The following is a 24,022-nucleotide window of genomic DNA, read 5'->3' on the forward strand; positions in this document are numbered from 1 at the left end:
CTGCCGCGCTATCGAGGCATCCTCCTGGAGGCATCCCGCATGAGACGATTCGGGCCGCTCGCGCTCGCCGCTGCCCTGGCCTGTCTGTGGCCGGGCGGCGCGGTCGCCGCCGACACCACCACGCCCACGCCCGAGCAGATCGAGCTCTTCAAGCAGCTGCCGCCCGACCAGCAGCAGCGGCTGATGGAGCAGTACGGCCTGGACGCCACCCAGCTCGAGACCGGTGCCCCGCCCACGCGGGACGTCAGCAGTCCCGAGCTGGTGCAGCCGCGCACGCCGGTCTTCGGCGACAGTACCGCCATGCAGATGCCCGACTCCGCGCTGGTCGCGCAGGGTCCCGCCGCGAGCGCCATGCCGGGGGAGAAGCTGCACTTCGCCGCCGAGGACGTGGAGGTCCGGCAGGCCTTCAGCAACTTCCTCGAGGAGGGCGCCCCGCTCGCGGTCAACACCGAGCTGCAGCCCTTCGGCTACGACCTCTTCGCGGGCTCGCCCACGACCTTCGCCCCCGCCACCGACGTGCCCGTGGGGCCGGACTACGTCATCGGACCGGGCGACGAGATCCACGTGCAGCTCTACGGCAAGACCAGCCTCAGCGTGGATCTCACGGTGGACCGCGACGGCCTCATCGCCTTCCCCGAACTCGGCCCCATCGCGGTGGCGGGGCAGAGCTTCGCCGAGCTGCGCGAGTCGCTGCTGCGCGAGGTGGACAAGCGCATGATCGGCGTCGAGGCGAGCATCACGCTGGGGCGTCTGCGCTCCATCCGCATCTTCGCGCTGGGCGAGGTCTTCCGCCCCGGCAGCTACACGGTGAGCGGGCTGTCCACGCTGACCAACGCGCTCTTCGCGGCCGGCGGCGTGAAGGAGATCGGCAGCCTGCGGCGCATCCAGCTCAAGCGCGAAGGACAGCTCGTCTCCACGCTGGATCTCTACGACCTGCTGATGAAGGGCGACACGTCGGGCGACGCGCGCCTGCTGCCCGGCGACGTGATCTTCGTTCCCCCGGTGGGCCCGCGGGTCGGCGTGGCCGGCGAGGTGAAGCGCCCGGCCCGCTACGAGCTGGTGGGCAAGGTCACCGCCACCGAGATCCTCGATCTGGCCGGCGGCCTCACGGCCCGCGCCTACACGCCGCTGCTCCAGCTCGACCGCTACCAGGGCGACCGCCGCGTCAGCGAGGACTTCCCGCTCGCCGAGGCCGGCAAGTGGAGTCTCCGCGACGGCGACCTGCTCAAGGTGTTCCCGGTGACGGGGCAGGAGGAGGGCGTCGTCTGGCTGGACGGCAACGTGCGCCGGCCGGGCAAGCGCCAGTTCGCCCGCGGCATGCGCCTCCTGGATCTCGTGGGCAACATCGACGACCTGCTGCCCGAGACCCACTTCGCCTACGGCCTGATCGAGCGCGAGAGCCCGGTGAACCGCGAGACGGAGTACCTGGCCTTCGACCTGGGCGCCGCGCTGCTCGACGGCGACGCCACCGCGAACATCGCGCTGCAGGACCGCGACAAGGTCTTCGTCTTCCACCGCGCCTACTTCCGCGAGCAGCCCAAGGTGAAGGTGCGCGGGCGCGTGCAGGAGCAGGGCGAGTACGCCTTCCGCAAGGACATGCACGTGATGGACCTGATCCTCGCGGCCGGCGGCCTGCTGCGCGACTCGTGGCTGCAGGAGGCCGAGCTCTTCCGCACGGATCCGCTCACGCTGGACGTCACCAAGATCCCCCTCGATCTGCGGCGCGTGATGGACGCGGATCCGCGGCAGAACATCGCGCTGCAGGACCTGGACGACCTGATGGTCCACTCGATCTGGGAGTTCAAGGATCCCCAGCGGGTGGAGATCCTGGGCGAGATCAACTACCCCGGCGTCTATCCGCGCTTCGAGGGGATGCGTGTGAGCGACCTGATCTTCGCGGGCGGCAGCCTGCGCGAGGAGGCCTTCCGCGAGCGCGCCGAGCTCACCCGCTACGCGATCATCGACGGCGAGCGCCGCGAGCTGCAGCACGTGAGCCTGGACCTGCGCAGCATCCTCGCCGGCGAGCCCGAGGCGGACGTCTTCCTGAAGCCCTACGACCGCGTGCTCATCCGCCGCATCAGCAACTGGCGCACGGACGAGGTGGTCAAGGTGGAGGGCGAGGTCACCTTCCCCGGCAGCTATCCCATCGAAGAGGGCGAACGCCTTTCGGGTCTGATCGAGCGCTTCGGCGGCTTCCTGGAGCGCGCCTACCTGCCGGCGGTGGTCTTCACCCGCGAGGACGTGCGCCTGCTCCAGCAGGAGCAGTTCGACCGCATGGCCGATCAGCTCGAGGCAGATTTGGCGCGCATGGCCATCCAGGTGACGCCGCGTGAGAATACGCAGGAGAGCACCAAGCGGCAGGTCGCGCTCGAGAGCGGCCAGCGCCTGGCGACGGCCCTGCGCACGGCGCAGGCGACGGGGCGTCTCGTCATCCACCTCTCGGATCTCGAGAAGCAGTCGGGCTCGGACTGGGATCTGGTGCTGAAGGACGGCGACCGGCTCATCGTGCCCAAGAAGCCGAACTACGTCATGGTGATCGGCGAGGTGCACAACCCCACCGCCTTCCAGTTCCACGACGACATGAAGGCGAAGGACCTCGTCAAGCAGGCCGGCGGCGAGACGCGCTTCGCCGACACCAAGCGCGCCTACGTCGTGCGCGCCGACGGCTCCGTGACCCGCGGCCTCGGCACGCGCATGAATCCCGGCGACGTGGTGGTGGTGCCCGAGACCCTCGAGCGCTTCAGCGGCATGCAGTTCATGCTGGACGTCAGCCAGGTGCTCTACCAGCTCGGCCTCGCCGCAGCGAGCGCCAAGACCGTGGGGGCGTTCTAGTGAAGATCGATTGGCGGTCCGCCAAGCGCACCCTGACGAGTCCCCAGGCCAGCATTCAATTGGCCTGGCGCAATCGTCGCGGGGTTCTCCTCTGGGCCGTTGTAGCCGCGGCGATTGGAGTCGTAGTTGCGCTGCTCTGGCCGCAGACCTGGGATGGGGTTGCACGCTTTCAGATCCAAGTGCGCGACTTCGACGAAGAGTATCGGAACAGCACTACGGCGCTGCCTTCGTTCGCACGTCTCGTCGGCGTGCTCGATTTCGAGACCCCCGGGTCTGAGTTTCTGAGTGTCTTCGACAACATGGGTTTCGTTCTCCACCTGTCGGAGTCCACCGATTTCTTTGATCGAGTGCCAGATGGAGTACGACTTCCGGCTCCCCCGTGGCAAGAGGGCGGAAAGGCCAATGCCCCGGAATTGCTGCGGGCCAAGTTCCAGAGGTACGTGAAGTTCGAAGTGGAACCGAAGTCGGGCCTAGTCCGCCTGCGTGTACGGATGGCGAAAGCAGCAGAGGCGGCGCGATGGGCCGATGGGTTGGTCTCAATCGCTAACGAGTACCTACGTAACCAGGCCATCTTGCGGCACCAGCGTAATGTGGATGTGTTGGCAGCAGAACTTGCGAAGGAGACGCGGAGCGAGGTTCACAAGGCGATGGGCGACCTGATGGTCAAGGAATCCCAGCGCCTCGCGTTCGCTCAAACTCAGCCTGACTATGCTTTCGTGGTGGTTGATCCAGCTTGGGTGCCCAGCATGCGGAGCGCCCCCCGCCGCAAGCTGATTGTGATTGCGTTCTTCCTTGTGGGCGCAGGCTTGAGATTCACCCAGATTGTCTTGCGCGGTGACTAGGGCTAGACCTGCCGGAGCGCTTCTCCTTTTCCTGGGTGCAAGCGCGGTGCTCGGTGAGGTCGTTCTGTGGATGCTGCTTCCCGTGCTTCTGTGGTATGCGGTTCGCGATCTGCGCTGGGGGGTCGCCTTCGGTGTCCTGGGAACCTACTATCTGTCATTGCTTAGCTTCCCGATCAGCGGGATCCTATTCACCGACGCGATTGTCCTAGCCTCACTCTGGATAGCGCAAGACAAGCGGCTAGGCCGGCACGGACTCGTCGTGCTTCTGTGCTACCTCCTATGGTTGGGCTATCTGGCGGCAAGAGCGGGATCCCCTGAGGGGTGGGACAAGTGGCAGAAGATCGCGGGGAGAGGGGTTGTGCCGCTTGCGGGGGTGTTGGCACTCCGCGGGACTGGCCGCATCGATCGTTTGCTATCACCGCTTCTCATCTTGTCTGGAGCGATGACTCTATACCTTGCGGCTAGATGGGTAGTTGGCGCGTCGGCGAGTCCCGACCGACTTCAGCTCGTGCGCCTTGGCCCCATCCATGTCGGTCGTGCAGCAGGCCTTGCCCTCCTTCTTCTGGTCTGGAAGGGGGGGGATTTGCTTCGCTCACGTGGTTTGGTGGCTTTGGCTGCCGCCATTGCCGGGCTAGTGCTTCTGCTGTCCGGTTCAAGAGGGCCACTGCTTGGGCTTGTCGTATGTCTCCCCTTCCTTGTGCCCTGGCGGCGCCTCAGACGGGGACATGTGTGGTCCGCCCTGGCAGTGGTTGCCGCCGGTTTCGTGATCTGGCAGTTCGTTCTGGGCGCTCAGACTCGCGCTCGGCTGACAATAACACCTGATGCGCTACTGAGCAGCCAAGTTCGGATCATACTCTGGCAGGACGCGCTGGAGGTGTGGCGATCCGCGCGAGTCTGGGGGCAGGGGCTAGGGAGTTTCGCCAGTCGATACAGCTGGGCAGGTCTGAACATCTACCCTCACAGTCTCGTCTTCGAGGTTCTGTCTGAGTTGGGGATCGTTGGTGCAGGTCTGCTCCTGGCCTACTTCGTTGCCACTCTGGTTCCACGATTCAGGGGCGGATCCCTCTCGATTCCCTTCCTTGCACTCGTTGTGTTCTTCGTGCTCCAGGCCCTAGTTAGCGGGGATCTCACGGCGAACATAGAGCTCTTCGTACTTGCTCCGCTTCTGGTTGTAGACGCACCTACCTTGGAACCGGGCAAACATGCAACCCAACCGTGATCAAGGGCTGCTCAGCAGCGTTTCGGCAACTCAAGCCTCCAATGTAGTGCGCGCGATTAGCGGCGTGGTCAAGGTCTGGTTGCTGGTGCCGTTCTTTGGGAGGGATCTCTACGGGTTGTGGGCAACCATGAGTTCATGGCTCATTGTTATCGCCATGATAGACCTCGGCGTTGGCGCAGGGCTACAAAACCAGATCTCACGCGAGGCTGAGCCTTCAAGGCGCAAGGCATTGATTCAGGGAACGGGGCTCCTGTACCTAGTCATGGTCGCCCTCCTTGCGCTTTGCTACTTGGCGATTCGCGAAAGAGTGCTCGGTTGGGGGGTGAGCCACCTTTCGCTGAGCGCTCTTAGTCGGGGCTACTTCCGCTCCTCCTGTGACTTGCTAGTGGCTTTGGCTATCTCGCAGCTGTTGGTTGAGCCATTGCGCCGGAGCGTTCTAGGCTGGCGACAGGTCGCGTCCTTCTATTGGGCGATGACGGGTGCGGACTTGGCGCAGCTTGGGTTGATGGCCTGGGGCGTGAATTCAGGCTGGCCGATTCAGGCGTTCCTCGTCGTTCTGGGCCTAACTCCTGTCTCAGCGGCGTTTGTCGCATTCATGCTGGCAATGAAGCGGGGAATCGGCTCTGGCTGGTTCCGCTGGGAAGGCTCCATCGGTGGCAGTCTCCGGATACTAGCCAAGGGCATTCCCTTCGGATTTGTCCGGTTGTTGGGCCTACTCAATCTTCAGTCGATACCCACTCTCTTGCTTTGGATCATCTCTGATGCCGCCGTGTCAGAGTTTTCGATCCCCATGCGTCTGGCGGCTGTGTCGGTCCAGGCCCTCTATGGGATAGGAAACGTGTACTGGCCTCGCCTGGCTGCCCATGGGAATGATCGGGACGAGTTCGCGCGCTGTCTCGGACTGGTACTATTCGTTGGGGTACTGGGCGCTGTTGCACTGGCCGCCGCTCTGCCGTTGGTCGTCCACCTTCTATCGCACGCGGAAGTCGGGGCAACCTACCTTCAGTCGACCGGCTTTGCACTTTGGATGCTGTTCGCCGGCGTCGGGTTCGCTTTCACCGTCAGGGCCTACGCTGCCGATGCGTTCCTGCTGGTTCTCTTCGCTGTGCTTTGCCAGGTAGTTGTACAGCTTGGGGCGACACTGATCCTATTGCACCATGGTTCGCCTGCCTCTCTCGGTTGGTCCTTGTTGATTGGGGAGTTGGCAAAGTGGCCGCTCTTCGCCGTGTTCCTTCGCACGACCGGAAGAGAGTCCCTCTCCGCCGCATTCGCCGGCGGCTTCAGGGAGTCACTCATTGCCCTCGGGCGAATCAGACGGCGGATGCGCGGGGGGAGGTGAAACTTGAAGCTCCTGTACCTCACGGTACCATTGCATCTGAGCCGACCTTCCTCTGCGCAGTATCTCCATGTGACGAAGATCGTTGAGTCCTGGCGCAAACGTCATTCGGTGGAACTCTGGCACCCGCGTGGTACTATGGCCAAGCTGTTCCCCCTGACTGCAATGCTACGCGTCCTGAAGGCAAGAGCCCATGGGGCCGATCTCTGCTATGTCCGTAGTACCCCCCGCTGTTTCCTGGCTGTCGCGGCAGCGGTTGCTGTCGGCCTACCCGTAGTGCTGGAGATCAACTCGACTATCGCGGTGGAGCGGATGACATGGGGTGGCGGTAGATCTATCAGGAACCTTGTCCTCTCCTGGCTGGAGGGTGTAGTCGCGAGGTGGGCTTGGCGCGTCGTGACGATAAGTGGGGTCATGGCGCGGCACATTGCGGCGATGGGAGTTGCGCGTTCCTGCATCACCGTGGAACACAATGGGGCGGATCTCTGTGCGGACCAAGCCAAATACAAGCCGCCTCAGGATGACGAGCGGCTTCGAGTGGGGTATCTGGGGGCCAGCCACCCTTGGCATCGGGTAGAGAGCCTAGTGGACCTAGTCTTGGTGGCGACAAAGTCGGGTCTTGATGTTGAGGTGCATCTTGCCGGAGAAGGGCACGAGCGATTCAGGGATCGGTTGCCGGCCGAGCTTCAAGATCGGTGGCAGCCTCAGGGTGTGCTAGGTCGCGACGAAGTCCGTGGGTTCTTGGCAGGGAATCATGTCAACGTGATGCCCCACACCAATGAGTACGGGTCTCCAATCAAGCTGTTCGAGTATCTTGAGGTCGGTGTTCCCGTGGCAATGCCTGACTTGCCCGTCATTCGTGAGGTAGTCGACGATAGCACCGCCCTCCTTTTCAAGAACGGCGACATGGCAGAGTTGAGCGCCAAGATTACATCGCTGTTCGGGACGCCAGGAGCGCCAGAAGAGATGGGTGCAAAAGGCCGAGACCTGATCGTTTCGCGGCATAGCTGGTCGGCTGCGGGCTCAAGGGTGGTGACGGCGATAGAGAAAGCGTGGTCCTCCTCGCGGGCCTAGCTTCTGGCGCGATTAGAGACCTACTTCGTGAGCTGCTGCCTGTACAGATACTCCCAAGTGGATGCCACGGCTTCTAGTTCGAAGTGCTCTTGTACATGGTTCCGGCCAGCCTGGCCCATCCTCAACCGCTCCGCGAGCGGCAGCTCCATGACCTTGACCATCGAGGCTGCGAGACCCGCCGAGTCTCGCGGCTCACAGAGCAGGCCGCTGGATCCTGCTGCGATGGCGTCCTCGCTCCCCGCTACCCTGGTCGCGACAATCGGCAGTGCGCTTGCCCCGGCTTCCAGGAGAACTATCGGGAGGCCCTCCCAGTCCGAGGACATCACAAAGCCGTCTGCGGCCTGCATGAGCTTGGGGATGTCTCGGCGGATGCCGAGAAGGCGGAGGGGGCCCTGCAACCCGCGCGACTCGACCTCTTGCTGCAGCTGCTCCTCGAGGGGGCCCTTTCCGGCAATGACGAGGCGGGCGTCAGGATGTGACTCCAGCACCCTGGCAAATGCGGCGAACATGTTTGGGTAGTTCTTCTGTTCGGCCAGCCGCCCCACCGCCAGCCAGAGGAAACCGTCTTGGACGTCGAGTTCACGGCGCAGTCTCGCCCTGGCTTCCTCGTCGGCGGCGTAGTCTGCCGTGACCAATCCGTTGGGAACGAAGAGGATACTATCCGGGGCGGCAGCTCGCTTCTGCGTCGCCTCGGCTACGGCGATGCGGCTCACCGCCGTAGTCAGGCTGGATAGGCGATCGGTCAGTCGATACGCCGCATAGCGCCACCTACCGCCTTCGTCTTGGCAGTGGATGGTGCTGATGACCGCCTTGGTGTCCACAAGCAGCTTGGAGACGCGCGCCAGCAGATTCGCGTGTACCATGTGCCCATGTAGGACGTCCGGCTGCCAGCCCTTGAGGACTGCTCGCAGCCGCAGGAGCGCCCTGGGGTCGGGGATCCCCCGTCGCATGCTAAGGGCAACTGTGCGAATGCCCATGCTCTCGAGATCGGCGAAGGGTACATCGATAGTCTGCATGGAGATGAGCCCAACTCCCCACCCTCGCCTCTGGAAGGCAAGGGCGAGGTGCCTCACCTCGAACTCCGCTCCGCCGAGGCCGCTACCCGTAATGAGGAAGGCAACGCTGGGGGCGCCAGGGGTAGGGGCCAAGACCCCGCCCTGGGCTTCGTGCTGGCGGGCTGCGGCTTGCATGCTCATCTCCTAGTCCGCGGGACTGCTGGTCCCAAGGCCGACTGTGCTTCTGAACTTGCCATTCGGTCCGCGCTCGATGGCGGGTACCGACTCAAACTCGACATCAGATTCGTAGCCCAGGACGCGGGCAAAGATCTGCTGAGTCTGGCGCTGGACCTCATCCTCGGGCCGTGTGCCGTCGAGGGCGTACCTGACCCGGAATGAAGACTCCGTGAGCTGGATGATCTGGGCTTCGCGGTATCCCTGGACGTGCTTCAGCGTTCTGTAGCTGAACATTCCGATCTTGCGACCATCCGGGGTTAGCACAAGATCCTCGACCCTACCCAGTACACCTTCGATGGTCGGAAGGGTCCGACCACAGGGGCAGAGCTGGTTGGCTACCGCGGAAATCGCTAGGTCGCCTGTTCGGTATCTGATCAAGGGCATCTGCCACTGGACGAAGCTGGTGACCACGAGCTCCCCAGGCTGCCCAGGTGCGCAGGGGGCGTCATTCTCATCTAGGATCTCGAAGGCTCCGGAGTCGAGTCGAAGGTGGTACCGCCCGTGCTCGCACTGCTGAATCAGAGGGACACCTTCGCTGGCGGCGTAGTAGTCAAGCACCTGCACTCCCAGGCCACTCTCGATCTCCGCCCTCAGGGTCGGATCCAACGTCTCGGCAGTAGTGATGACTCCCCGTAGGGCTCCAAGCACGCCGCCTGACGTTCGCATCGCGCTGGCGATCTGGGCGATTGCTGTAGGGTAGCCGTCGATGACCTCGGGATCGTAGCTGAGTATCTTGTCGAGGATGGCCGGCAGTGCGGATGTGTTCAAGTGGTAGGTCGAGACCAGTAGCTGGTTCTCGAAGGGATTCGCCACCCAGAATGGGGGGCGCGACTGCGAAGCTGGAACGATTTCGCGTCCCGATAGACGCAGGGTCCGCGCTCGTGGCCGAAGCCCGAGCCACCGGCGATGATGATGGATGAACGCCATTCGGCGTTCCATCGAGTACCGGTCAAACTGAACAGTCAGTGGGGATCCCGTCGAACCGCTGGTCGAGCTGCTGACCGCCGCCTTCCTCGAGGAGTTCAAGAAGCTCGAAGGTCTTGCCTTGAGCGTGGACTTCGCGAGGAACGGAACGGAACCAAGCTCCCGTCGCCTTGCAATCTCCTGGAGATGTTGAGCCGAGAAGGGGGCGAGTGCTTCGGTGTAGTAGGCGACGTGAGCCTTCGCCTCGGCGAGCAAGAGCCCTAGCTGGCCGGAAACGTAGGCCTCAGCCTCGGACTTCGTCCAAGCGTCCGCCGAGAGGGCGAGCTCAAGCGTTTCCCGGTAGTTGCGGCCATATCGAAGCGCCCTGTTATAGGCGGACACCCCATAGATGATCCCCTGCCGGATGGGTGCCGGCAGTGATAGGTAGATGTCCTGCTTCGTCTTCGACAAGGGCGAGATCCAGTCCGTTGGCTTGTCGAGTGTCAGCGCGCAGAGGGCACGTCCGCGCGCTGACCCCAATGCGCCTTGCAGTATCGGTGTTCCGCTGGGTCTTGTCGACTACATCATCCGGCAATGGCGGATGCTGCTTGGCCCGGCGCAGCGGGATAGCAGTTGAGAGTCGAGCTGACGACCTGTTCAACCGAGAACTCCCGCTCCACCAGTGCACGCGCCGCCTTCCCAAGTTCCCGCCGCCGCTTCGCCGACTCCACAAGGACGGCCATGGCGTCAGCAAGGGCTTCTGAATCGCGAGGGGGCACCAATAGACCAGTCACACCATGCGCCACGACTTCGCGACAGCCCGGGACGTCGGCCGCCAGCAAGGGCAGGCCGACAGCGGCTCCCTCGAGTAGAGACTTCGGCACCCCTTCCCGGTACGACGGCAAGACGGCGACATCCGCCGCCTGGTAGTTCGACAAGACATCTTCGGCGTAGCCGACCCACTCAAGCTGTGTCCGGGACTCACACGCAGCCCGCAGCCATGATTCTGGGACGTGATCCGGCGTACCAGGGTCGGACGCGCCGAGCAGGCGGAATCGAGCTTCCGGGTGGCGCTGGTGCACCTGATCGCTTGCGTCCACGAACTCCCGGACACCCTTTGCCCAAAGCATCCGGCAGGCCATGAGAAAGGTGACGGGGTGCTCGCTGTCTCGCGCAGCGATTGGTGAGAAACGGGAGAGATCCACCCCCGAACCCCGAATGATCACGGAGTTGCGCTGATCCACTAGACCGGCTCGCTCAAGTTCTGCCTGATCCTCTCGATTCTGGAAGACCACGATGCAGCGTGCCCCGATTGCCAGCCTATAGCCGAAGAGCGCTGCTTGCCGGAGCGTAGACCGTCTGGCAAATGCCAACCCCAGTCCCGTTATCGCCTGGATAACGCGAGGAATCCGGAGGATTCTTGCGGCGATGCCGCCGATGATCACGGGCTTGATCGTGAAGTGGTGGACGCACGTCGGTCGCAGGCTTCGATAGAGGCTGAAAAGCGACGCGAATGTCCTAAGTACAGCGATGGGAGAGACACTTGCCCGATCCATCGCGATCGTGTGAGACTCTGCGCCTAGAGCACGCAATTGGGGAAAGTGCGAGTCGTCTGGGGCGGCGACAGCAACTCGCCATCCTCGTTCGATGAGTGCGGCAACAAGCTCTTTGCGGAAGTTGTAGAGATACCAAGAAGTGTTTGCGCAGAGCAAGGCCAGCGGCGTGTTCTCTCGGGCCTCAGGCATTCATCACTCGCGGCGCTACCGGTTAATCGCGTTGAGCGGTTCCACCGCCGATGCTGGCTCCATGTTGGCCGCCTGGCCCTCCGAACCCGGGACTGGCGTGATGCTTCGAATGGAGGACCCGCCGCCCCCAGCTGCGGCTTTCACCGCGTTGTGGCTGTGAAGGGGAATAACTTTCGAAGGTGCGGGCTGGAACCTAACCAGACGAGTGGCGGCGATGATGCACACCGTCATGGGAAGAACCAGGTGAACCAGTGCGAGAGGAGCCGCCCCGTAGAACGGCAGCGCCACGGCGAAGACCGCCAGGCCCGACAGCCCGTGCAGGCTGGCGAGCGTCCATTTCGGCCCGAGCCCCGCCCGCAGAAGGCGGTGGTGGAAGTGGTGGGTGTCCGGTCGGAAGGGGCTGACCCCGTCACGGCGACGCCGCACGATCGAGGTCAGCACGTCGAGGATGCCCACGACGTAGGCGGCCAGCGCGAAGGCCAGCGGCGCCCAGCTCAGCGCGGCGCCCGGCTGGCGCGCCATGGCGAGCGCGAAGGTGCCCACCGTGAGGCCGAGGCTCAGGCTTCCGGAATCGCCCAGGAAGACCTTGCCCCGCCCGCGGAGGTTGCAGACCAGGTAGGGGACCACCAGGCCGGCGGCGAACATCGCCAGCGCGCCCACGCCGCTGCCGATGAACAGCCCGAAGGTGCCCAGCGCCAGCAGGGCGAGCAGGTTCATGCCGCCGGAGAGGCCGTCCATGCCGTCCATGAGATTGCTCGTGTTCATGAAGCCCATGAACCAGAGCAGGGTGAGCGGCAGCGAGAAGAGGCCGAGCTGCAGCGTCCAGCCGCCGAAGGCGATGGCGTCCAGACGGAAGCCGCCCGCCCAGAGCAGCAGGCCCGCGGTGGCCTGGATCACCAGGCGCCGGCGAGCGGAGAGGCCGCGGAGGTCGTCCACGAGGCCGGTGGTGAAGATCAGCGTGAAGGCCAGGCCTAGCGACAGGGCCGCGCCCATGGCCTGCCCCGGAGAGCCGGCCGCCAGCCAGACGAGATAGCCCAGCAGGAGAGGCACGAACAGGCCCGGCCCCCCGGACAGGGGCACCGGCTGCAGATGGATCTTGCGGGGATTCGGGAGGTCGAGGAGGCCGATGGACGTGGCGACGCTACGGCTCAGCTCCTGGGCGACCCAGCCCAGCAGGAGCACCAAAGGCAAGAGCATGTACCACGGTAGACCGATCCACTCGGAGATCAGGGACATGGTGGGGAAAGCCTCCCTGAATCGCTGCGACGACCTGGTGCGAGGGTGGATGATCGGGATCATCCACGGTCCGCGTCAATGGGCCGAAGCGTTTTTCACAGTTTCTTGTCGCATGATGCGATGAACGCTCGAGGCATCCGTTCGCAATCTTGCAAGTTTGCAAAAGACGGGCCGTCTTTCGGCGCCGTGATCCACGTCCCCCTCCGTGGGCCGGGCTCGGGCAAGAGCCTGTGCCGCCTTGGCTTGCGGCACTGTCATACCTGCGAGACCGACGGACCTTCCGCGCCGGGTGGCAGATTACCCGGCAAAACCGGTCAGGTTCGTATCAAATAGCTTGCCTGGGTGGAGCCCCGGCCCGGTGCCGGGGCTCCTCGCAGGAACTTCGCTCGTTCTCTACTTCAGCAGGGTGAGCTTGGTCAGCTCGCTCTGCCGTCCACCGATGCTCAGCATGGCGAAGTAGACGCCGCTCGCCAGGGGCTGGCCCGCGTCGTCCTTGCCGTCGAAGACCACCGTGTGCTCGCCGGCGCCCTGCAGCTCGCCCGCCAGCAGCGTGCGGTGCACCCGCCCCATGGGCGAGACCACCGCCAGCGTGACGTGCGCGTCCGCGGCCAGGTCGAAACGGATGTTGGTCTTCGGGTTGAAGGGATTCGGGTAGGCCGGATGCAGGCGCATGGCCGGCGTGCCCTCGGGCGTGACGTCCGTCGAGACGTCCTCGGTCAGCGTGTAGCTGAAGGACTTGTAACCGCCCGAGATGCTGCAGTGCGGGAAGCTGATGCCCAGCTCGCTGATCTGGCTGAAGGGCACCGTGAGGGTGACCTCGCCGTCGTCGTTCGCGCCCATCACCACGGAGTCGAACTGCAGCGTGCCGTCCAGCTTCTTGATGATGACCTGCGGACGGAAGTCCGCGGTGTCGTCACCGTTGAAGGTGATCTTGGGGTAGTCGCTCAGGCCGCTCACCGACAGGTGACGCGCGTAGCGCGCGCCCATGTCCTCGCAGGTGGTGCTGGGCGGCGTGCCCAGGCCGCTCACCGTGTAGAAGACGTTGCAGCTGTAGAGCTCGTGCGCGTCGGGGTAGCCGCCCTCGCCGTCGGGGTTGTCGTCCCAGGCGTCGGAGGCCTTGAAGCCGGTGAGGTAGTTCCAGCGCGTCCACTCGGCCATGAGCGCCGCGCGGCTCGAGCCGACGGTGGCCAGGTGATTGTCGTAGCTCGTGAGCATCGGCCAGCTCGGGAAGCTCGCGCGCAGCTGCCACAGGTCGACGATGAACTGCATGCCCCACTTCTCGCTCATGATGGTCTGCCAGATGCAGTCCTCGTAGCTGCCGCTGCCGCCCGAATCCAGGCTCTGCTGGGGCGTGTAGAGCGGGCTGCCGGTGTAGGCGATGTAGTTGTGGTAGTCGTTCGTGGCCGGGTAGACCTGATCTTCCATCCAGGTCGCGTCCAGCTCGACCCAGCCGCCCTCGCTCCAGTTGCTCGTGGGGTACTGGCTGGCGTGCTTGAACTCGTGGCCCGCGGTCACCTTGGCGGCGCCGAGCTGGTCGCCGTCGGGGTCGTCGTTGGCCGGGAAGCCGATGAAGTTGCGGTGCAGCTCGATGCGCGTGCGACCGCTGCCCAGCGGGTAGGTCACGCCGTAGTAGGCGAAGTTCTTGAAGCTCACCTGGTAGTCGACGCCGGCCAGGATGGTGGGCGCCTCGAAGCCGATGGTGTCGATCTCGTACTGCCACGACCAGTCCATGTACTCGGCGCAGCGCTCGACGAAGTCGGGGATGCCGTTGGCCGGGTTGGTGTCCGTGGTGGGCACGGCGTCGGTGCCGGTGGTGAAGTAGGTGAGACGGAAGATGCCCGACGGCGAGATGTAGAGGGCGCGGTCGCCGGTCGCGGGCGGGTTCAGCGCGTAGTCGCGCAGGACGTCCTTCACGGACTCGCTCACGGCCTCGTCGGCGAGGATGCCGGCGAGCATCGCGGTGGCGCACTTGCCGGGCTGGCCGGCGCGATCGATGAAGCGGGCGTCCACCTTCTCTGGAGCGATGACGTCGTAGATCTTGTTGAGGGCGGCCTCGTCGTGGCTGATCTGCCCCGCGGCCTCGGCGGCCTCGATGTTCAGGATGGTCTGGGGCACGCCCGGACGGGCAAAGGCGCCTCCGGCCAGCAGGATCAGCGAGCTGGCCGCGAGGAGACGGACGGTGAGCAAGCGCATACTTCCCCTCCCCCTTCGTGGGTAATCAACAGGCACGCAATGGAACGGGGCGGCCTTCTGCGTAAGACCGCCCGAACCCGCGATGCCGGCGATTATAGCACGAGAGCCGCCGATGACACAATGCGGTGACGTCCTGCCTAGCCCCGCCGAAAGCGCCCGGCATAGCGCCGGTGCTGGCGCCAGATCAGCTTGCGCAGGGCCTCCCGGCGGCCCGGCTGGGGGCCCGCCGCCGTCAGGGCGGCGAGGAGCTTTAGCATGCCCTCGGCGTCGGCCCGGCTGACCCACTCGGCGGCGGCGCCGCGCGGTCCCATGTTGTGATAGTTGGCCAGGGCCACCGCCAGGGCGCAGGTGGGACGTCCCTCGAGCTGGTAGAGGCTCGCCTCGCAGGCGCCGCCGGGCATGAGGGCACGCTGGAACTGGAATTCCTTGTCCTGCTTGGCCAGGCCCTCGGCGGTCTCGGTCAGCCAGCGGGTGAGCTCGTCGTCGTAGATGCTGAGGCGGTCGCCCACCCGGATCACCGGCCCGCGGCCGATCTTGAAGCCCGGCAGCTCGCGGCTCGTCTCCATTACGACCATGGGGACCTTCTTCGGCAACATGGGGCTGCGCATCAGCTCCATGGCGCCCACGAAGCCCACCTCTTCGGCGCTGGTGAAGACGCCGTAGACGTGCGCGCGCCGCCCGGCGGCGCTGAAGTCGTCCAGCAGCTTCAGGATCAGCGCGGCGCTCAGCACGTTGTCGATGGCCTTGGAGCGGATCTTCCCGCCGGCCAGCGAGAGGCGGACCAGATCGAAGTGCCCCCAGTCGCCCTCGGCCACCGGCGACGCGCTGCGGACGCGGAGGGTGGTGTCGTCCTTGCGGCGGTCGGCGGCCATCGTGACGCCGAGCACCTCGGCCTTGACCCTTCCGCCCGGCGTGACCAGGACGATGCGGCTGTTGCGGAGGGTGGGTTCGTCCACCCCGCCCAGGAGACGCAGCGTGGCCTGCCGGCCGCGGGCGCGGATCACCTCGAAGCCGGGGTGATCGGTGTGGCAGGTGAAGGCCACCGGCGCCTGACCCCTGCGGGGGTTGCGGTACTCCAGCACCAGGTTGCCGGCGCGGTCCTCCTTGAGGCCCAGCCCGCGCTCGCGGGCGAAGGCCTTCACGCGGGCGGTCACCTGCTGCTCGTGGAACGGCGCCGTGGGCAGGGTGAGGATCTCGCGGAGCCAGTAGTCCAGGGGGCGCGCGCCGGTCTTCTTCATGGGCTTCCTTCCGACAAAGCGAAACTTCGTCAAAATGGCGCGCCCCTTTTGGAACCCGCCATCCATCAGCGTATCTTACTCTCGACGACAGGGCTCGGCCCGCTTCCAGCCCCGAGAGTCGCCGGAGAGGGCCGGGAACGTCTCCAGAACCTGGAGACGCCAGAAAGGGGGCCCTCATGGCTGACCAGAAGCGTTGCGAGCGCCGATTCCTCGCCGAGATCGAACCCGGACACAGGCACTTCAGTCCTCTGCGCGCGGCGCTGGCCCTCAGCCAGGCCGCCGAGCCCGGGCGGCTCCCCAGCCAGGTCCTCCTGCCACTTCTCCAGGGCCTGCCGGCGCTGGACGAACGTCTCGCCGGGATGGGCAAACCCTACCAGAAGTTCGAGGCTCTCAGCAGCTACTTCTTCGGCGAGCTGGGCTTCCTGGCCGCCGGTCCCGCGGAGAACGGCCTGGCGGTGACCGAGCTGCACGCGGTGGTCACCCGTCGCCGCGGCCGCGCGCTGAGCCTGGCCCTGCTCTACTACGACCTGGCCCGCCGCCTCGCCTTCCCGCTGCGCGCCCTGGCCCAGCCCGGCGGCGTGCTGCTCGGCAGCCACTGGCTGCCCCGCGGCCACGTGCTCGACCCGGCCGACGGCGCGGTCCTGCCGCTGGACGCCGCGCGGCACCGGGTGGAGCTGCTCATCAGCGGACGCCGCCTGGCCTTCCAGCCCCAGCGGCTGAATCCGCTCTCGTCCCGGCAGCTGCTGGAGCGCTACCTGGTGGCCATGCGGATCGTCTACCAGGCCGAGGGGCTGGCGGAGGAAGCCCTGCGCGCCGCCGACTGGCGCGTGCGGCTCATGCCCCGCTCCCGCGCGGCCCGCTGGGATCGCGGCCTCCTGCTCTACTCGCAGGATCGCTACGAGGACGCGGACCGCGACCTCGGCGGCCTGCTGGGCCGGACGGGCCGTACACGGGATGACACGCCCGAGCGGCCAGCGTCGACGGCCAAGGAGGCGCGCGAGAACCGCGCCGCCGTCAACCACCTGCTGGCGAGCCTGAGCGGGGAGGTGGACGCCTAGGCCTCTTGAAATCCCCGCCGGAAAGGCGTAGGATGTGCTCGGTCCACTCGAAGGGCCGTCCTTTAATTCGATCCCGTGAGGTCGAGAAGGGGAAGGCGATGAGCCCCGCGGCAACGACTGAGACGCCCTGCGCCACCGGCCGGGGTCTTTTTTTTGCCCAGACTCGCCGCGCACCCCGCTAGAACCGAGCGGCGGAGGTCCCATGGAAGCCAATCCCGTGCGCGCCTTCAACCAGAAGGCCGTGCTGATGAACGACGAGCAGATGCTCCGGGCCATCAAGCGCATGACCCACGAGATCCTGGAGCGCAACGAGTCCAGCAGCGACCTGATCATCATGGGCATCGCCCGGCGCGGCGTGCCCATGGCCGAGCGCCTCGCCGCCTACATGCAGAAGGTGGAGGGACGTCCGGTGGACGTGGGCAGCCTGGACATCACCTTCTATCGCGACGACCTGCGCACCATCGGCCCGCAGCCGCGCGTGGGCGAGACGCGGATCCCCGGCGACATCCAGGACCGCGTGATCGTCCTCGTGGACGACGTGCTCTACACGGGCCGCACCGTGCGCTCGGCCATGGACGAGCTCATGGACTACGGACGCCCCGCCGCGATCCAGCTCGCGGTGATGATCGACCGCGGGCATCGCGAGCTGCCCGTGCGCGCGGACTACGTGGGCAAGAACGTACCCACCTCGCGGCGCGAAGTGGTGAAGGTGCGCTTCACGGAGATCGACGGCGTCGACGACGTCCTGCTCGGGGAGGTCGAGCAGTGAGCTACACGCGCAAGGACCTGCTCGATCTCGAGAGCCTGAGCGCCGAGGAGATCACGCTCTTCCTCGACACCGCCGAGAAGTTCCGCGAGGTCAGCGAGCGCGAGGTCAAGAAGGTGCCGACCCTGCGGGGCTACACCGTCTGCAACCTGTTCTTCGAGAACAGCACGCGCACGCGCATCAGCTTCGAGCTGGCCGAGAAGCGCCTCAGCGCCGACATCGTGAACTTCTCCGCGTCCACCAGCAGCGTGGCCAAGGGCGAAACCTTGCTGGACACGGCAGAGAACCTCTTGGCCATGAAGATGGACATGTTCGTCATGCGCCACGGCGCCAGCGGCGCGCCGCACTTCCTGGCCGCGCGCGTGCCGGCCAGCGTGATCAACGCCGGCGACGGCACGCACGAGCACCCCACCCAGGGCCTGCTGGACATGCTCACCATGCGCCAGCACCTGGGGGAGCTCGCGGGGCGCAAGGTCGTGATCGTGGGGGACATCCTCCACAGCCGCGTGGCGCGCAGCAACCTGCACGGGCTGACCAAGCTCGGCGCGGAGGTCACGCTCTGCGGACCGCCCACCCTGCTGCCGCGGGAGCTGGGCACTCTGGGCGTCACCCTGGAGTACGACCTCGAGCGCGCGCTGGCCGGCGCCGAGGTCGTGAACATCCTGCGCATCCAGCGCGAGCGACAGGAGGGCGGCCTGCTGCCGAGCCTGCGCGCCTATGCGCGTGACTGGCAGGTGCGTCCCGAGCACTTGAAGCTGATGGCGCCGAACGGCATCGTGATGCACCCGGGGCCGATGAATCGCGACGTGGAGATCGCCCAGGAGGTGGCCAACGGCCCGCGGGCGGTGATCCTCGAGCAGGTCACCAACGGCGTGGCGGTGCGCATGGCCGTCCTCTACCTGCTCAGCGAGGCGCGTCGCCGCATGGAGGGCTCGGCGCCGGCCGGCGGGACGAGCCCCGGCGCGAGCGAGGACACGCTCATCGCCCAGGCCGACGCCTAGCGCGGCCGTCACTGGACTCGGAAGGGAATCGCAAAGGAGCGAGCATGGACTGGATCGAGCGCTGCCTGGACGACCGCGGCGGCAACTTCTGGATCGACGGCGCGCGGCTCATCGACCCCGTGGCCGGCACCGAGACCAAGGGCGCCGTGCACGTGGAGGGCGGCAGGATCCGCGCGATCGCGGCCAAGGCGCCGGCGGCGGGCGGCGTGCCCGTGCTCGACGCGGGCGGCCTCTGCCTCGCGCCGGGCCTGGTGGACATGCACGTCCACCTGCGCGAGCCCGGCTTCGAGGACAAGGAGACGGTGGCCACGGGCTCGGCCTCGGCCGCGCGCGGCGGCGTGACGGCCATGGCCTGCATGCCCAACACGAAGCCCATCTGCGACGACGCGGCCATCGTGGAGCTGATCCGCGAGCGCGCGGCGACGGCCGGGCTCTGCCGCGTGCATCCCATCGGCGCGATCACCCAGGGCGCGGCCAGCGAGCAGCTCGCCGACATGGGCGAGATGCTGGCCGCCGGGGCCATCGGCTTCTCCGACGACGGCTGGCCCGTGCGCAGCGCCGGCCTCCTGCGCAACGCCCTGGAGCTGTCGCTGCGCTGGGACGCGCTGCTCATCAGCCACGCGGAGGAGCCGTCGCTCAGCCAGGGCGGCGTGATGAACGAGAGCGCGGTGTCGCACCGGCTGGGGCTGAAGGGGATTCCGCGGGAGGCGGAGGACATCGGCACCGACCGCGACGTCCGGCTGGCCGGCCTCACGGGGGCGCGCCTGCACATCGCCCACGTCTCCAGCAGGAACAGCGTGGAGATCGTGCGCCGCGCCAAGGCCGACGGTCTGCGCGTCACGGCCGAGACCGCGCCGCACTACCTGCTCCTCGACGACACGGCCCTCGAGGGCTACGACTCCCACAAGAAGATGAACCCGCCCCTGCGCGAGAAGAGCGATCAGGAGGCGCTGGTGGCGGCCCTCGTGGACGGCACGCTCGATTGCGTGGCCACCGATCACGCGCCGCACACCGAGGCGGAGAAGCAGCGCGAGCTCGCCTACGCGCCCTTCGGTGTGACGGGCCTCGAGACCTCGCTCGCCGCCGTCCTGACCCGCCTCGTGCACACGGGCCTGATGAAGCTGCCCGCGGCGCTCGCGCTGCTCACGAGCCGGCCCGCGGCGATCCTCGGCCTCGAGGGCGGCCGCCTGGAGGCTGGCGCGCCGGCCGACCTGGTGCTCTTCGATCCCGAGGAGGCCTGGACCGTGCGCGGGGCCGAGATGGCGTCGAAGGGCCGCAACACGGCCTTCGAGGGGATGTCCCTCACCGGCCGCGTGCGGGCCACCGTGCTGGGTGGACAGGTGGTCTACGCGCGCGAGGGCGAGGCCGAGCGCTTCAGTCCCCGGCCGTGGCGTGCGGTCGCGTCCCATGCGTAGCGCCCCGGCGACGCTGCGGCGGCTGGCGCGGCTGTGGCCGCTGCTCGCGCTCGTCCTGTTCGCGCTGGGGGCGGGCGGCGGCTGCGCCTACTTCAACACCTACAGCAACGCCAGGCGCTACTTCAAGCAGGCCGAGAACATGCAGCGCACGCCGGACGGCAAGATCACGCCCAACGCGCGCAAGGCCTACGACGACTCCATCGAGAAGTGCAAGAAGCTGATGGAGCTCTATCCCGACAGCAAGTACGTGGACGACGCGCTCTTTCTCATGAGCCGCGCCTACTTCGAGAAGAGCGAGTACGGCAGCTGCCTGCGCCGCCTCGACGAGCTGGAGGAGCGCTTCCCCGACCACGAGTGGCGCGAGCAGGCGCTCTACATGCGCGGCGTCTGCGACCTGGAGAACGGCGACGAGTCCCGGGCCATCGCGGATCTCGACCGCCTGCAGGAGGAGTTCCCCAAGAGCAAGCACCTCGCCGAGGGCATGTTCCGCCGCGCCGAGGCGGAGTACCGCCTGGGCAACTGGGACGACGCCATCGGCGCCTACCAGCGGCTGCTGGAGAGCTTCAAGCAGAGCGAGTTCAACGACGAGGCGCGCCTCAAGATCGCCCTCACGCAGCGCGAGCTGGGGCAGGACTCGCTGGCCGTGGAGACGGTGGCCGTCCTCGCCGAGAAGGGACGCAACCGCCGCACCGTCTTCGAGGGGCAGCTCGCGGCGGCGGAGATCCTCTTCGACCAGCACCGCTACGCGGAGTGCGGCGCGCTGCTCGGCGAGCTCGAGCCGGTGGCCGAGAACTTCCAGTCCCGCGGGCCCGTGCTCCTGCTCCAGGCCAGGCTGGTGGAGGCCGACGGCGACCTGGAGAAGGCCGCCACCCAGTTCGAGAACGTGGCGACGGAGTTCCCCCGCAGCAACAGCGCCGCCGAGGCGTGGTATCGCATCGGGCTGATCCGGCAGAACCGCGAGCACGATCTGGAGCAGGCCATCGTCGCCTACGACAATGCGCGCAAGGAGGTGCCGCGTTCGCTCTTCGCCGACCTCGCTGGCACCAAGAGCAAGGCCGTGCAGGAGGTGATCGACTTCCGCGCGCAGTCGGGGGAGGAGGCGCCGGACTCGTCGGCGGCGCAGCTGCAGTTCCGTCTCGCGGAGAATCAGCTGCTGCGCCTGGAGGACCCCGAGGCCGCGCTCGCCGAGTACGGCAAGGTGCTGGAGGACTACCCCGACAGCCCGCTGGCCTCGCAGGCGGCCTACGCGCTGGCCTACATCAACCGCTACAGCCTGGCGGACACCCTCGCGGCGAGACGCGCGGTGGCGCTGCTGCTCGAGCGCTATCCCGAGAGCGATTCCGCCCGCTACGTGGAGGGCTGGCTCGACGCCCTGGGGCCGGCGCAGTGAGCGCGGCGGGCGGCGACACGCCTCGTCCCGCGGCGCTCGCGGCCGTCTGGCGCCGCGTCCGCGTGAGCGACCTGCGCGCCGACGGCGCGCTCTACTGGGACCTGCGCGTGGAGGGCGACGACCTCCCCGCCGGCGCGCCGGGGCAGTTCTCGCTGCTGTCGCCGGGTGCCGATGGAGCGAGCCGCGGCGCCGATCCCTTTCTCCTGCGCCCGCTCAGCCTGCTCGACGCGGGTCCGGGCTGGCAGCGCTTCCTCTTCAAGGTCTTCGGGCGGGGGAGCGCGGCGCTCGCCGCCCTCACGCCCGGGGCGACGCTCGACCTGCTCGGCCCGCTGGGCCACCCCTTCGCGCCGGCGGCCTCGCCCGCCCCGCTGCTGGTCGGCGGGGGCGTGGGCATTCCGCCGCTGCACATGCTCTCCCGGCGTCTCGCGGCGGCGGGCGCGCCGCACCGGGTGCTCTTCGGCTTCAACACGGCCGCGGACATCCCCGAGCGCCTGCTGGCCGAGTTGGCAGTCGCGGTGCAAGTGAGCACCCTCGACGGCTCCGCCGGCCGCCGCGGGCACCCCGTGGCGCAGCTGCTCGACGAACGCGCCGACGACCCCGCGCCGCAGCAGATCCTCGCCTGCGGTCCCATCCCCATGCTCGAGGCGCTGCGGCGCGCGGCGCGTCCCCAGGATCGCGTGCTGCTCTCGCTGGAGGAGCGCATGGCCTGCGGCGTGGGCGTCTGCCGCGGCTGCGTGGTGCCCGTGCGTGACGGAGACGACTGGCGCTACGCCACGGTGTGCCGGGAAGGTCCCGTCTTCGAGGTGGGGCAGCTGGCCACGGCGGAGGCGCTTGCCGAGGAGGTGGGGCATGCCTGAGCGTCACGCCACCGTCGACCTTGGCGCCCGCGTGGGCGAGCTGCGGCTCGCCAACCCTCTGCTCGCGGCCTCGGGCTGCTTCGGCTACGGCCTCGACTACGACCCGCTGCTGCCGCCGGAGGTCTTCGGCGCCGTGGTGACCAAGACCATCACGCCGTTGCCGCGCAAGGGCAACCCCGTGCCGCGGCTCATGGAGACGCCGGCGGGCATGCTCAACTCCATCGGGCTGGAGAACGTGGGGCTCGACGCCTTCGTCGAGACCAAGCTGCCCGCGCTGGCGGCGCGCGGCCTCAGCCCGGTGGTCTCGCTGTCTGCGGGCTCCGCGGACGCCTTCGCCGCCATGGCCCGTCGACTTGCCGACGCGCCCACACTTGCCATTGAGCTGAACCTCAGCTGCCCCAACGTGGCCGAGCACGGCGCGAACTTCGCCACCGACCCGGCTGCGGTGGAGGCCATCACGCGCGCGGTGAAGCGCGACTTCACCGTGGCGCCGGTCTGGGTGAAGCTCAGCCCCAACGTCACCGACATCGGCCTCGTGGCTCGCGCAGCCGAGAACGCCGGCGCCGACGGCATCTGCGCCATCAACACGCTGCTCGGCATGGACATCGACCTCGCCACCGGCCGCAGCCCCTTCGCGCGCGTGACGGCCGGGCTCTCCGGCCCCGCGATCTTCCCCGTCGCGCTGGCCGCGGTGCACCGCGTCGCGAGCCAGGTGACGATCCCGGTCATCGCCATCGGCGGCGCCGCGAGCGCGGCCGACGTGCTCAAGTTCATCGCCGCGGGCGCCAGCGCCGTGCAGCTCGGCACCGCCCTCTTCTCGGATCCCGGCCTGCCCGCGCGGGTGCTGGACGGCCTCGCCGCCTTCCTTGCCGAGCGCGACTGCGCCAGCCTCGACGCCCTGCGCGAACACTGGAAGGAGCGCGCCTCGTGAGCCCAGCGAACGACGAACCCCTCGGCCACCGCCTCTACATCGCCCTCGACCTGCCCGACGCTCTCGCCGCCGAAGCGCTGGCCGCCGCGCTGGCGCCCCTCGATGTGGGCCTCAAGGTCGGCCTCGAGCTCTTCGGCGCCGAGGGTCCGGCCCTGGTGCGGCGGCTCGCCGCGGCGGCGCCCGTCTTCCTCGATCTCAAGTTCCACGACATTCCCGCCACCGTGGCCCGCGCCGTGGCCGCGGCCACGCGCCTCGGCGTGCGGCTCGCCAACCTGCACGTGAGCACGGGCGAGGCCGCGGTGCGCGAGGCCGTCGCCGCGCGAGACGAGGCCGCCGAGGAGGCGGGCGTCACGCCGCCCGCGCTCATCGGGGTCACGGTGCTCACCAGTCTCGACGGCGACGACCTGCGCGCCGTCTGGGGCCCCAGCGTTGCCGGCACCCGCGATCCCTCGGCCGAGGCGCTGCGCCTGGCCGAGCACGCGCGGGACTGGGGCCTGGACGGCGTCGTGGCCTCGGCCCGCGAGGCGGCCGCCATCCGCGCCGCCTGCGGGGACGACTTCCTCATCGTGACCCCGGGCATCCGTCCCGCGGGCGCGGAACTGGGTGACCAGAAGCGCGTGCTCACGCCGGCGGCGGCGCTGGAGGCCGGGGCGAGCCATCTGGTGGTGGGGCGGCCCGTCACGCGGGCGGACGATCCCGCCGCCGCCTGCCGCGAACTGCTGGCGGCCATGGCCGCGGCGAAGGTGTGAAGGAG

19 protein-coding genes are annotated in these 24,022 nt (G+C 67.4%); 13 read left to right on the forward strand and 6 right to left on the reverse strand.

Features of this window, described 5'->3' with window-relative positions; translation table 11 throughout:
* Positions 1-39 precede the first annotated feature (39 nt).
* From H6693_06265 to H6693_06285, 5 genes are read left to right on the forward strand one after another with little or no spacing between them, the layout of a single operon-like run.
* Positions 40-2,832, forward strand: coding sequence for an SLBB domain-containing protein (locus H6693_06265; protein MCB9515780.1), 2,793 nt, complete (start codon positions 40-42; stop codon positions 2,830-2,832).
* Positions 2,832-3,674, forward strand: a complete 843-nt coding sequence (locus H6693_06270) for a hypothetical protein (protein MCB9515781.1) — start codon at positions 2,832-2,834, stop codon at positions 3,672-3,674. The genes H6693_06265 and H6693_06270 overlap by 1 nt, the downstream gene beginning before the upstream one ends.
* Positions 3,667-4,893 carry an O-antigen ligase family protein gene (locus H6693_06275; protein MCB9515782.1) on the forward strand — a complete coding sequence of 409 codons (1,227 nt, stop codon included), beginning with the start codon at positions 3,667-3,669 and terminating at the stop codon, positions 4,891-4,893. The genes H6693_06270 and H6693_06275 overlap by 8 nt, the downstream gene beginning before the upstream one ends.
* Positions 4,877-6,232, forward strand: a complete 1,356-nt coding sequence (locus H6693_06280; GenBank protein ID MCB9515783.1) for a hypothetical protein — start codon at positions 4,877-4,879, stop codon at positions 6,230-6,232. Before H6693_06275 ends, H6693_06280 begins: the two co-directional genes overlap by 17 nt.
* A 3-nt stretch (positions 6,233-6,235) precedes the next feature.
* Positions 6,236-7,303, forward strand: coding sequence for a glycosyltransferase (locus H6693_06285; GenBank protein ID MCB9515784.1), 1,068 nt, complete (start codon positions 6,236-6,238; stop codon positions 7,301-7,303).
* Positions 7,304-7,323: 20 nt separating this feature from the next.
* Here the strand turns inward: H6693_06285 and H6693_06290 are convergent, their stop codons facing one another.
* The 6 genes from H6693_06290 to H6693_06315 form a co-directional block, all read right to left on the reverse strand.
* Entirely contained in the window at positions 7,324-8,493 is a 1,170-nt protein-coding gene (locus tag H6693_06290; protein ID MCB9515785.1) for a glycosyltransferase, read from the reverse strand.
* 9 nt (positions 8,494-8,502) lie between these two features.
* On the reverse strand, positions 8,503-9,909 hold the full coding sequence (locus H6693_06295) for a phenylacetate--CoA ligase family protein (GenBank protein ID MCB9515786.1): 1,407 nt from the start codon (positions 9,907-9,909) through the stop codon (positions 8,503-8,505).
* Between the two features lie 113 nt (positions 9,910-10,022).
* Positions 10,023-11,183, reverse strand: coding sequence for a glycosyltransferase family 4 protein (locus H6693_06300; GenBank protein ID MCB9515787.1), 1,161 nt, complete (start codon positions 11,181-11,183; stop codon positions 10,023-10,025).
* Between the two features lie 15 nt (positions 11,184-11,198).
* Positions 11,199-12,419, reverse strand: a complete 1,221-nt coding sequence (locus H6693_06305) for an undecaprenyl/decaprenyl-phosphate alpha-N-acetylglucosaminyl 1-phosphate transferase (protein MCB9515788.1) — start codon at positions 12,417-12,419, stop codon at positions 11,199-11,201.
* Between the two features lie 393 nt (positions 12,420-12,812).
* Complete coding sequence (locus tag H6693_06310; GenBank protein ID MCB9515789.1) at positions 12,813-14,612, reverse strand: hypothetical protein; 1,800 nt, start codon at positions 14,610-14,612, stop codon at positions 12,813-12,815.
* A 137-nt stretch (positions 14,613-14,749) separates the two neighbouring features.
* A complete protein-coding gene (locus tag H6693_06315) occupies positions 14,750-15,850 on the reverse strand; it encodes a hypothetical protein (GenBank protein MCB9515790.1) in 1,101 nt (366 codons plus the stop codon).
* A gap of 176 nt (positions 15,851-16,026) precedes the next feature.
* Here H6693_06315 and H6693_06320 point away from each other — a divergent pair, with 176 nt between their 5' ends.
* The 8 genes from H6693_06320 to pyrF all read left to right on the forward strand — a co-directional run bounded on the left by H6693_06320 (position 16,027) and on the right by pyrF (position 24,017).
* Complete coding sequence (locus H6693_06320; GenBank protein ID MCB9515791.1) at positions 16,027-16,908, forward strand: hypothetical protein; 882 nt, start codon at positions 16,027-16,029, stop codon at positions 16,906-16,908.
* A gap of 202 nt (positions 16,909-17,110) precedes the next feature.
* Positions 17,111-17,677, forward strand: coding sequence for a bifunctional pyr operon transcriptional regulator/uracil phosphoribosyltransferase PyrR (pyrR, locus tag H6693_06325; GenBank protein MCB9515792.1), 567 nt, complete (start codon positions 17,111-17,113; stop codon positions 17,675-17,677).
* Positions 17,674-18,675: an aspartate carbamoyltransferase catalytic subunit gene (locus H6693_06330; GenBank protein ID MCB9515793.1), complete on the forward strand. Its 1,002-nt coding sequence runs from the start codon at positions 17,674-17,676 to the stop codon at positions 18,673-18,675. Before pyrR ends, H6693_06330 begins: the two co-directional genes overlap by 4 nt.
* A 44-nt stretch (positions 18,676-18,719) precedes the next feature.
* On the forward strand, positions 18,720-20,090 hold the full coding sequence (locus H6693_06335; GenBank protein ID MCB9515794.1) for a dihydroorotase: 1,371 nt from the start codon (positions 18,720-18,722) through the stop codon (positions 20,088-20,090).
* Positions 20,083-21,480 carry a tetratricopeptide repeat protein gene (locus H6693_06340; protein MCB9515795.1) on the forward strand — a complete coding sequence of 466 codons (1,398 nt, stop codon included), beginning with the start codon at positions 20,083-20,085 and terminating at the stop codon, positions 21,478-21,480. The genes H6693_06335 and H6693_06340 overlap by 8 nt, the downstream gene beginning before the upstream one ends.
* On the forward strand, positions 21,477-22,337 hold the full coding sequence (locus tag H6693_06345; protein ID MCB9515796.1) for a dihydroorotate dehydrogenase electron transfer subunit: 861 nt from the start codon (positions 21,477-21,479) through the stop codon (positions 22,335-22,337). The genes H6693_06340 and H6693_06345 overlap by 4 nt, the downstream gene beginning before the upstream one ends.
* Entirely contained in the window at positions 22,330-23,268 is a 939-nt protein-coding gene (locus tag H6693_06350; GenBank protein MCB9515797.1) for a dihydroorotate dehydrogenase, read from the forward strand. Before H6693_06345 ends, H6693_06350 begins: the two co-directional genes overlap by 8 nt.
* On the forward strand, positions 23,265-24,017 hold the full coding sequence (gene pyrF, locus H6693_06355) for an orotidine-5'-phosphate decarboxylase (protein ID MCB9515798.1): 753 nt from the start codon (positions 23,265-23,267) through the stop codon (positions 24,015-24,017). The genes H6693_06350 and pyrF overlap by 4 nt, the downstream gene beginning before the upstream one ends.
* The last annotated feature ends 5 nt before the right edge of the window (positions 24,018-24,022 follow it).

Source organism: Candidatus Latescibacterota bacterium (assembly GCA_020633725.1).
GTDB lineage: Bacteria > Krumholzibacteriota > Krumholzibacteriia > JACNKJ01 > JACNKJ01 > VGXI01.

Bases quoted from the DNA above. Each gene is read 5' to 3' on its own strand.
- H6693_06320 (MCB9515791.1), top strand. From the start codon at position 16,027: ATGGCTGACCAGAAGCGTTGCGAGCGCCGATTCCTCGCCGAGATCGAA.
- H6693_06310 (MCB9515789.1), bottom strand. From the start codon at position 14,612: ATGCGCTTGCTCACCGTCCGTCTCCTCGCGGCCAGCTCGCTGATCCTG.
- pyrR (MCB9515792.1), top strand. From the start codon at position 17,111: ATGGAAGCCAATCCCGTGCGCGCCTTCAACCAGAAGGCCGTGCTGATG.
- H6693_06300 (MCB9515787.1), bottom strand. From the start codon at position 11,183: ATGCCTGAGGCCCGAGAGAACACGCCGCTGGCCTTGCTCTGCGCAAAC.
- H6693_06265 (MCB9515780.1), top strand. From the start codon at position 40: ATGAGACGATTCGGGCCGCTCGCGCTCGCCGCTGCCCTGGCCTGTCTG.
- H6693_06290 (MCB9515785.1), bottom strand. From the start codon at position 8,493: ATGCAAGCCGCAGCCCGCCAGCACGAAGCCCAGGGCGGGGTCTTGGCC.
- H6693_06280 (MCB9515783.1), top strand. From the start codon at position 4,877: ATGCAACCCAACCGTGATCAAGGGCTGCTCAGCAGCGTTTCGGCAACT.
- H6693_06315 (MCB9515790.1), bottom strand. From the start codon at position 15,850: ATGAAGAAGACCGGCGCGCGCCCCCTGGACTACTGGCTCCGCGAGATC.
- H6693_06305 (MCB9515788.1), bottom strand. From the start codon at position 12,419: ATGTCCCTGATCTCCGAGTGGATCGGTCTACCGTGGTACATGCTCTTG.
- H6693_06340 (MCB9515795.1), top strand. From the start codon at position 20,083: ATGCGTAGCGCCCCGGCGACGCTGCGGCGGCTGGCGCGGCTGTGGCCG.
- H6693_06335 (MCB9515794.1), top strand. From the start codon at position 18,720: ATGGACTGGATCGAGCGCTGCCTGGACGACCGCGGCGGCAACTTCTGG.
- H6693_06350 (MCB9515797.1), top strand. From the start codon at position 22,330: ATGCCTGAGCGTCACGCCACCGTCGACCTTGGCGCCCGCGTGGGCGAG.